The organism is Weissella confusa (assembly GCA_041871065.1).
Taxonomy (GTDB): domain Bacteria; phylum Bacillota; class Bacilli; order Lactobacillales; family Lactobacillaceae; genus Weissella; species Weissella confusa_A.
Genome location: CP168943.1, coordinates 20,685 through 30,096, shown reverse-complemented (window position 1 = coordinate 30,096; position 9,412 = coordinate 20,685). Strand labels below are relative to the sequence as shown.

The 9,412-nt window shown below is 36.4% G+C and carries 5 protein-coding genes and 1 pseudogene; 2 read left to right on the top strand and 4 right to left on the bottom strand.

The genetic code is table 11. The features are described 5' to 3' along the window. Positions 1-805: 805 nt before the first annotated feature. Positions 806-1,960: a RepB family plasmid replication initiator protein gene (locus ACAW68_11420; protein ID XGA17045.1), complete on the bottom strand. Its 1,155-nt coding sequence runs from the start codon at positions 1,958-1,960 to the stop codon at positions 806-808. A gap of 1,502 nt (positions 1,961-3,462) precedes the next feature. On the opposite strand from ACAW68_11420, the gene ACAW68_11415 reads away from it, so the two are divergent. Together ACAW68_11415 and ACAW68_11410 are read left to right on the top strand one after the other, a co-directional pair. Next, positions 3,463-4,827, top strand: coding sequence for a sugar porter family MFS transporter (locus ACAW68_11415; protein XGA17044.1), 1,365 nt, complete (start codon positions 3,463-3,465; stop codon positions 4,825-4,827). A gap of 23 nt (positions 4,828-4,850) precedes the next feature. Further along, positions 4,851-5,876 (top strand): polysaccharide pyruvyl transferase family protein, encoded by a 1,026-nt coding sequence (locus tag ACAW68_11410; protein XGA17043.1) that lies wholly within the window; start codon positions 4,851-4,853, stop codon positions 5,874-5,876. A gap of 1,377 nt (positions 5,877-7,253) precedes the next feature. Here ACAW68_11410 and ACAW68_11405 read toward each other — a convergent pair. The 3 genes and pseudogenes from ACAW68_11405 to ACAW68_11395 all read right to left on the bottom strand — a co-directional run bounded on the left by ACAW68_11405 (position 7,254) and on the right by ACAW68_11395 (position 9,336). Beyond that, complete coding sequence (locus ACAW68_11405; protein XGA17042.1) at positions 7,254-7,715, bottom strand: GNAT family N-acetyltransferase; 462 nt, start codon at positions 7,713-7,715, stop codon at positions 7,254-7,256. Between the two features lie 876 nt (positions 7,716-8,591). Beyond that, a pseudogene (locus tag ACAW68_11400) lies at positions 8,592-9,026 on the bottom strand (ABC transporter permease). Further along, positions 9,022-9,336, bottom strand: coding sequence for a helix-turn-helix domain-containing protein (locus ACAW68_11395; protein XGA17041.1), 315 nt, complete (start codon positions 9,334-9,336; stop codon positions 9,022-9,024). Before ACAW68_11395 ends, ACAW68_11400 begins: the two are co-directional and overlap by 5 nt. Positions 9,337-9,412 lie beyond the last annotated feature (76 nt).

Below are 9,412 nucleotides of genomic sequence, written 5' to 3'. Positions count from 1 at the left end.
GTCTCACACCCCTTTTCAATGTCCTCATGCTTATAATAACACATTATAAACAGTACGTATACATACTGTTTATACACACACGTATACGTACAATTTATATGTATAACCGATTCATTAAACAAACAACGGTTAACGCAGGACTCAACTGCAAGGATGAATTCAACGCTATCCACCGCACGCTGTACAAGTTCGTAGAAGTGAAAGCCATATTAATTTGTCCCGCTTGATGTGTACAGCGGCTGACTAGTAGCCTTCGGCAGACACAAGGGCAAGCCCTTGTATCTTTTTGCTGACGCCTTGTTAAAAAGAATTAAAAACAAAAAAACTCTAGCTATGTCGTTGCGGATAGCCTGCAAGGCTCTCTCCCGACGCTGAACCAACTATTCCCTTAATGGGGCAATTAGTTAGTTTCATTACGTGCGTCTCGCAACGACTGGCTACTGCCACAATGTTTTTTGTTCAAGCTATCTCTTACAACCTGACTGCATTTTGACGTCATTTGAGCGCTATATAAGCGTTCTGGGGACTGTTTAAACATTTACGCAATACTAGGAAACACTGACTTAGAATGATTACTCATTCTAAGTCAGTGTTTCCGCGTCTATATGTCTTCACCAAGGTGCAAATCATGATGGGATAACAAACAGCTACCCGCCTTTGGACTATTTGTTATCTCTTCTCCACGTCTCTGTTTATGCTGTCTGTGGAGCGTACAGCAAGGATCTTCACATGCCGTCCTACTTTCCATATAGCCTGCTTTGAAACGCCCAATTCATCAGCAAGTTCTCGAATTGTTTTTAAATTGTCATTCATGATCTATATCCTGCCTTTTAACGATTGGTAGATACTGTTCAATCGATTTTTTAAGATACTTAGCAATATTCTTTTTCGAATAGTCATCTTGTTTATCTCGGATATATGCTAAATGCTCTTTGACACCATTTAATCCACGTAACTCTTTCAATTCGTCATAAAGTGGATAAACATTTTTCTGTAGACCTGACAAAATAGCCGTATCCGTCAAATCAATGTATGACAACAAGAAATGTTCCATCAACAACTTTGTATAGGGGCTTTTCATGGCTTGATACACCAATTTTTCTTCACTTTCTTCTTGACTGATCTTATCGTCAATATAGGCGGGGTCATCTAATTTATAACTACCGTCATCTGCCACTTGTTTTTTTGTAATATGAAAGACAATGCTATCGATACTACGTCCTTTTTTAATTTTTTCGTATGTTACGTTGAGGGTTGTATGATTTGTGATTTCGGAAAGCGGTTCCTTTAGTACCCATTTTTCAAAATTATAAAATCGTTTATATTCATCAACTGTATCAGTTATTTGACGTAAATCCTGCATACTTATGGTGGGATTACGGTAACTTTCAACTTGTTTCTCTCTTCGACCACCTTTAACGCTGTAGTGATCATATTGGTTGTAATTCATTGATAACCAGCGATACAAAATAATTGCATACTTACTATTCAATTCTGCAATATCTGACAACGCATGTTGCGTAAAATTGGTTTTGAGATTGATTAAGTAAGGCATGATTTCACGATGAAATTCAATTTTTACTTCGTCATTATAATCTGTCCATTCCACATAAGGGATTGGCACAATACTAACAAACTTAAAACCTTTATCGTGTTCTTTCTTAATCTGAAAAAAAGCTTGTTTCTGCATTTTTTCAATGGCTTCTTTAAAGCGAGAATGTTTATTGCTATCATCCACATTAAAAAAAGCAAACATCTCTCGCTTTGATAAATAAACTGTATGATCTTCTGGGGGATTTTCCGTATCTATTAGAGAAACGGCTAATTCAAACATTTTCAATGGGGTTTTATCCATTTTCGCAATGCTGGTAATTAAAGAATTATGTTCCACTACTTTTCTTTTTGATAATTCATTCAAGGTCTGTACCTGCCTTGTTTTTAATTCTGGTATAATAGCCATATAAAGGCGCTCCTTTGCGTGTTTGGTTTAAGCATGAAGAATGTCTGACCAAAGATAATTTCTTCATGCTTTTATTATAGCAAATAAGACTAGTTTTTTAATTTTTTCTAGTCTTATGCATAGTATTTTCTAGTCTTATGCATATTATTTTCTAGTCTTATGCATATTATTTTCTAGTCTTATTATTCTCTAAACCCTTGATAACGCTGACTATATCACCGCGCAAAAGAACAAAAGATTAAAATATACAAGATAAACTTATAATAGGCTCCGCCTTTTTATTGATTCAATAAAATAAAAAAAGAACACCGCTGTACATAAATTTTGTACGTGGTGTTCTTTTTTGCTAAATCATTTCGAATACCAGCAGCCTAGTTATCTAATATGATTACCATTTATTAAGCTGATAGAGACGTTTTCATCTATTCGATGACTATTTGTACGTATTGCGTTTAAAAACGCTTAGACGGGCAAATAAGCCGGTTTAACGTTAGAGACTTGGTACTTTAAAAAGATCACGCGTTAATTCAATGATCCGATTGATTAATTCTTTAACCTACTCAGGAGTCAATAGATTGGTTTTTTGATCAACAGTCACCACAGTTTTGGGCTTGCGATAACGTTTTTGCATGCGCGATTTAATCCCTAATTTACGCATCAATTTGAGTGTCATGTACTCAGATACTTTCGTCCCGTCGTATTGTTGCCTATAAGCAGCAATACGACGATAAACATAAAATCTAAGGGATCTCACAACGTCTAAAATATTAGGTTTTAGGGATTCTCTACGCTTTTCTTGTAGACTGGGCTACCAATGGCGCCAGTTGTAATAGATAATAGGTTTGATTTTCAGTGCATTTAAAATACGCACAAGTGCGTAGCCTTGTGCTAAAAATGGGTTAACAAGCGATAATCCCACATTACGTACTATTCTCTGGCTAGTAAGATGGTCGCTCGCTCGCTTTAAAATCTCGATTCCTTCCTCCAAAATAGCGAGACGCTTTTCTAATTGCTTAACATCCTTTAACGTCTTTGACTGACCCATGAATCATGACTGGGGTAGCTTGCTTGACCCAAAGAGTGATAAATTCTTGTGAATAACTAATTGACATAAAAATACTTCTATACTTTCATTTTACGACTGAATAAAAATACTCCATTTTTTAGTATAAGAGCATTAAAAATTTTGAAAATATCCTGTGTTAATTTGTGTAAGCATTAGTAAACTATATTATTTAGCAAGTGATATAATTAGAGTATTTTAAAAGAAAAATGAAAAAGATAATCCGGAATCTAATGATAAAGAAAATATTTTTGATCATAATGATCAGACTGTAGATTGTAAGAAGGCAGACTAGAATCATGGGATTTTAGATTACTACGCGAGCCCCAAATTGATTTTACAGTGTTTGGGCTTTTTTTAGTGAATATTTTTTGAAATTAGAAATTTTTAGGAATTTGATGAAAAACAGTATAGGAAATTAAAGAAAGGAAAAAGAAAAATGACGAGTAAAAAGTACAATTTAAAATTTTTGAATTATTCTGTTTATGTAATATCTTTGGGAGGCTTTTTATTTGGTTACGACACAGGAGTAATAAATGGAGCGCTAGCTTTTATGAGCCGTCCAGATCAACTTAATCTTAACCCTTCCTTACAAGGTGTAGTATCGAGTTCCCTTGTAATTGGTGCTTGTATTGGAGCATTAGGATGTGGGAAGGTAGCCGATCAAGTAGGTAGGAAAAAAACGCTACGCCTGATTGCAATTGTTTTTACCATATCAACCTTTCTTTGTGCATTAGCTATTAATTTCTGGTTCATGGCTATTTTTAGATTTATTTTAGGGATTGCCGTGGGAGCGGCATCAAGTCTTTCACCAATGTATTTAGCTGAGATATCGCCAGATAGTTTACGCAGTGCGAATGTTAATAAGAATGCTATTTTTATTGTTCTTGGTCAACTCAGTGCCTTTGTTGTCAATGCTATTTTAGGAAACATCTGGGGTAACTGGGGTCCTATATGGCGTATTATGGTCTTATCTGCGGCAATTCCATCGGTGATTTTATGGATTGATTCATTTCGAATCAGTGGAAGTCCGCAGTGGCTTTTGTTCAAAAGACGAGTTAATAAAGCTAGACAATTATTTCGTCGGTTAGGGTTCAGCAATACTAAACAGCTCGTAATAAGTGGCACTGAAACGATTGATGAATCTGATGACCAAGAGTTTAGCTGGTCGGTTGCCTTGAAAAATAAAAATTTAGTTTATTTATTAATTACCGGAATAGTTATTGCGTTGATTCAACAAATTTCTGGTGTTAATACCGTCATGTATTATGGCACGATTTTACTTGAAAATGTGGGAATGGGGGCCGGAGGCTCACTCTACGCAAATATCTTAATAGGTGTGGTGTCAGTTATTGCTAGTATCTTTGGTACGCGTACGATTGAAAAAGCTAATCATCATAAAATGCTAGTTATTGGTTTGATCGGCAATGTCGTTTTCTTAGCACTATTAGGTTTGATTATGAAAACAACGATGTTTTCGCAGACCATAACAAATGTATTGGTACTGATCGCTTTGACTTTATTCTTGGCCAATCATCAAGGTATTGTTAGCCCGGTTACATGGTTATTATTAGCAGAAATGTTCCCCGGAAAAGTTAAAGCACAATTTATGTCTGTCGCAACAGCGACAATGTGGATTACTAACTTTATTATTAGTTTAATTTATCCGCAGCTTATTGCACTGTTAGGAACAGCTATTGTTTTCTTCGTCTTTGCACTATCCAACGGTTTTAGTATCTTGTTATCCGTTATGTTTGTTAATGGTCGTAAAATGAAAAAAGCATGTGAAAATGCTGAAGTATAAAAATAAAGGGGGTATTAATTCACATGGCAAATTTTTATGTTAACACAACAGAGGTTGTGCACAAACTTCCTAATAATGATCGACCAAAATTTTACATGTTTGGTGTTCCAAGCTACACGAACATGGGGGATCAAGCAGTTTCGTTAGCAGAACGAAAATATATTGAAAACGAATTCCCAGAGTATCAATATATTGAAATTCTTGAAGAAGACGATGACTATGCTATTCCCATTGTCCAAGAACATTTACAGCCCTCTGATATTATTGCGTTTACTGGTGGGGGAAATATGGGCAATTTGTACCATAATCATGAGGAGGCACGGCGTAAGGTTTTTTCAACTTTTGTGAACAATCTGACAATTTCATTTCCTCAATCAATACATTTTGAAGACAATGAAGATGGTGAGATTGAAAAACAAAAGAGTCAAGAGGCTTACCGTAAAAATCCTAATCTCGTGTTAGTGGCACGTGATGCTCAAAGTTTTCATCGTATGCAATCAACGTTTGATAACCCAGTCATTTTTACACCTGACATGGTTTTATATATGGAATCTGTTAACTGGAAGTTCAATCGAAATGGGGCTTTATTCGTTTTACGGCATGATTCAGAAAAAGTTGTTAAAAAAAGTACGATTGACAATATAAAAGATATTTTAGGAAATGAACGCCCTGTAAAAAGAGTTGATACCGTTCTAGATGAACCACAAAAGATAACACCCGTTACTCGGGAGGCATTATTTGATTCAGAACTAGAACTATTCTCGCACCAGGAAATAATTATTACAGATCGCTGGCATGCAATGGTATTTTCCGTTTTAACAGGGACACCTTGCTTGTTATTTGGAAATAGTTATGGAAAAGGAAAGCATGCCTATATTGATTGGTTAGAGCACATCGATTGGATCGATTATACGGACGAAACTGACGTAGAGAGTATAGAAGAACTGTTACAACAGCTAATTTCGCAAAAGCTGCACGATTACGACGTAAAAAATGATTTTCGTCAATTACGTGATTTAATTAAAAATAATATGCACAATAAGAACTAATAATTATTGATTATCAAAAATTGAATATCAAAATTATTGGTAATAAAAAGAATAGAAAATGCATGGGCTATACTGGATGCTCTTATACTAAAAAATGGACTATTCTTAGTATAAGAGCAGTTGGGATTGATTTGAGATTTTTGACCCAGCCCATAACCGTTTGTACAGCCAGATGATATTCATTGAACAACGAATTAGGTCAATAGCTAATATAATATAAACGAAAAGGCGCTTATCAAGCCGGCAAGCAAGATAAGCGCCAGTGCAAAGAATGTTACGACCATTCAGAGCACGTTCTCATTCAATATGTAAGTACATTATAGGGTACTTACCAAGAATGCGTCAAGAAAAGAACAACTTCTGACGAGAGACAATGTGACTAAGAATAGTCGCATTGTCTCTCATTATTTTTGCACTCGATACCCGCCCCGTTACGGCGACAGAGTAGAACGTACTCAGGACAAAGAAGCCTACATGGAGAGTAGGACGGCACGTGAAGGGCCTTGCTGTATGCTCCACAGACAGCAAAAACAGAGACGTGGAGAAGAGATAGTTAACCGTCCAACACAATGGGTAGCGGTTAGGTGTCCGATCACGGGTTGCGCCGTGATGAAGAAATATAGCATGCGGACAAGCTGAACGAGTAATCGTTCGAAGTCAGTAGTCCCAGTATCGTGTATCGGGTTAAACAGTTACCGTATATCAAAAAAACGCCCTGAGATGCTCTCAGAGGCGTTTTTAGGTGTCAGCAATATAAATAGACACCACCAGATATAAAACAACGTCAAAGCACGGACAAGGGTTGTGAGGGGTAGCTTGAACATAATCTACTGTGATAGAAATATCAGTCGTTGCGAGATGCACTCAACGAAACACACCAATTAGCCCCATTAAGGGGATAGTTGGTGGAGTGTCGAGAGAGAGAGCCTTGCAGGCTATCCGCAATGACTTGATTGGTGTTTTGTTCAACATGTTGTTTACTAAGGGGTTTAAACAGGCGTCAGCATGCAGGGGTCCAGGGGCAAGCCCCTGTGTCTGCCGAAGGCTCCATTTAGCCGGTGGAAATAGAGTACGGAGTAGGCATTAATGTGGCTTTCACTTCTGCCAAATTTGTACAGCGAGCGTGGGGGTCTTTTTAGCGGCTAATTAGTGTTGGATCGATAAAAAAATTCCTTGGGCATCTGTCAGCGTTTTTTCTGACAAGCGCACTTACACATCACTTTAAAAAAGTGATGAAATTGGTCCCCTGATTGCATCAGAATGCGCACTTATACTCCACTGATAAATCACTAGAGTTTGTGCTTAAAAACTTGTATCAGAAGTTGGCTAGCCAACAACAAAAAAAAGACGGATCTATTAATCCGCCCTCTCATCAAATCATTCAGTTTTTTCTAGTATTTCGCCAGTCTCTTTATCGATTTCATTTAATAATTTCTTAACAAAAAAATGCTCTGACCCAGTTAAAGGATATTCTCTTTTTACGTAAACTTCTTTAAATCCAAATTTGGGATAAAAATCTTTACCTTGAAAATCAAATGTGTATAGAAATATATTTTTACAATTACTACGTATAGCCAGGTCTTCGGCTTTTTGTAACAGCTCCCGACCTAACCCATTTCTACGCAAACTTTCATGAATAACTAAATAGTCTATATCCATCCAATTCCCAAATATTTTTCCTGAAATTCCCCCCATAACATTCTCATTATCATCTTTTATGTAAATAGCAAAATCTGTTTGATTTGCAGTTTCAAAATTTTGCCTATTATACTTTCTGATCATATTTTGTAATGTCATTACATCTGATTTTTCTGGTAATAATGTTTCTTCAAATTTCATAATTGCTTCCCCCTAAATTACACTCTTACTTATTATTCAATACTTCGTCTGTATCTTTATCAATATCTGACCTACCATATCGGCGTTCTTGATAAACAGCATCGCAGTATAACCTTATCAGAACAAGCAATAAATGAGAACTTTGTTTAAAACAATGCGCACTTACACACAACCCAATTGTAGGGCTGTATTTGTGCTTAAAATATGTACTAGGTTGTTGCCGGTGGCAACAACTTAACTAACCGCTCGTTTTTTGATAGAAAAAATCCAGTCACCATCCAAAAAAGGACAGCGACTGGATTTTTTTGTACATGTACTTAAAATTTGATGTTTAAAATTATACTGGAAGTTGCCTTTGGCAACAACCTAACTAACCGCCCTTCGGTTGGTAGAAACACAAAAAGGTTTAGTGAATATTCACTAAACCTTTTTGTGTTGTGTAAGAGTAACTTATAAGTATAGATGAAATCTATGGGTTACATCTAATATATCATGTTCTGATTAAAGTGAACGTAATTAGCTCCTGATATGACTTAATTTAACGGGTAATTATTGGTGACAACAAAAAGCTAGTCGCTGTCCACTTTTGTGGCCGGTAACTAGCTTTTTGCTGTTGATAGTATTCAAAAATATAGATTGAGTATTTGAGATAAGTTTATTCTACCTCTAAATCCCCAAATTGGTAGTATCATTTTTGACCTGTTTGCGAGTAATTGGTCTAAATTGTGAAAAAGCCCGAAACTGACGTTTGTGAAACGCTGTTTCGGGCTTTTTTTGAGTTTGTGAATGGGGGTTGCTGCACAAAGTGCGCCAAACCGCGTCAGATCAACCACTTGGGATAATGTACGTTATGTCTACTGCTTTTGGTATAGGTTACTATTTAAGGATATCTATTAGGTTGTTGCTTGCTGCCTGTTTTGCTGGCAATATTCCAAATGTAATACCAACCAAAGTAGAAACGGAAAATGCGAGTACAAAAGATTTCAATGTCACAATGGCCTTAAACGGGAGTAATACTGAAATGGACATTGAAATAATAGCTCCTAGTGCAAAACCTATAATTCCGCCTAGTAATGTTAAAAACATTGCTTCAAATAGAAATTGTAGCAAAATTTGTTTAGGCTTGGCACCTATTGATAGGCGTATTCCAATTTCTTGTGTTCGTTCTGATACAGAAATATACATCATATTCATAACACCTATTCCAGCGATAAAAAGAGAAATACCGGCAATTGCACTGATGAAGTATGTTAATGCGTCTATTACTGTTTTTATTCCTGATAAAATTGACCCTAAATCAACGTAATTATAAGTAGGCTACCTTAATTCGAAGTAGTTCATTTTCTTCTTCGAGCTTCTTGATCTTGTCGTGTTCTTGCTTATTTATAGTTCGTTTCCGCCTTCGTTTATCAGGTTTTAGCCGACCAGACTCCAACGCACGTTCCCACTGCCAAATCAACGAAGGGCTAGTCACCCTGAACTTTCTCGCTGCTACAGGATAAGACGCGTGATGTGTAAGTCGCCAATTAATTACCTTGATTTTAAAGGAATACGGATAACTTGTCTGCTTTCTATGGGAATCTTTAATTCCATATACTCCGTCACGTTTTATGGAGTCCACCCAGATTCCAAGCGTTGATGATCCCTTAATTCCGAATTTCTTGCGTATTTCAACAGTCGGTACACCTTTGAGGTAC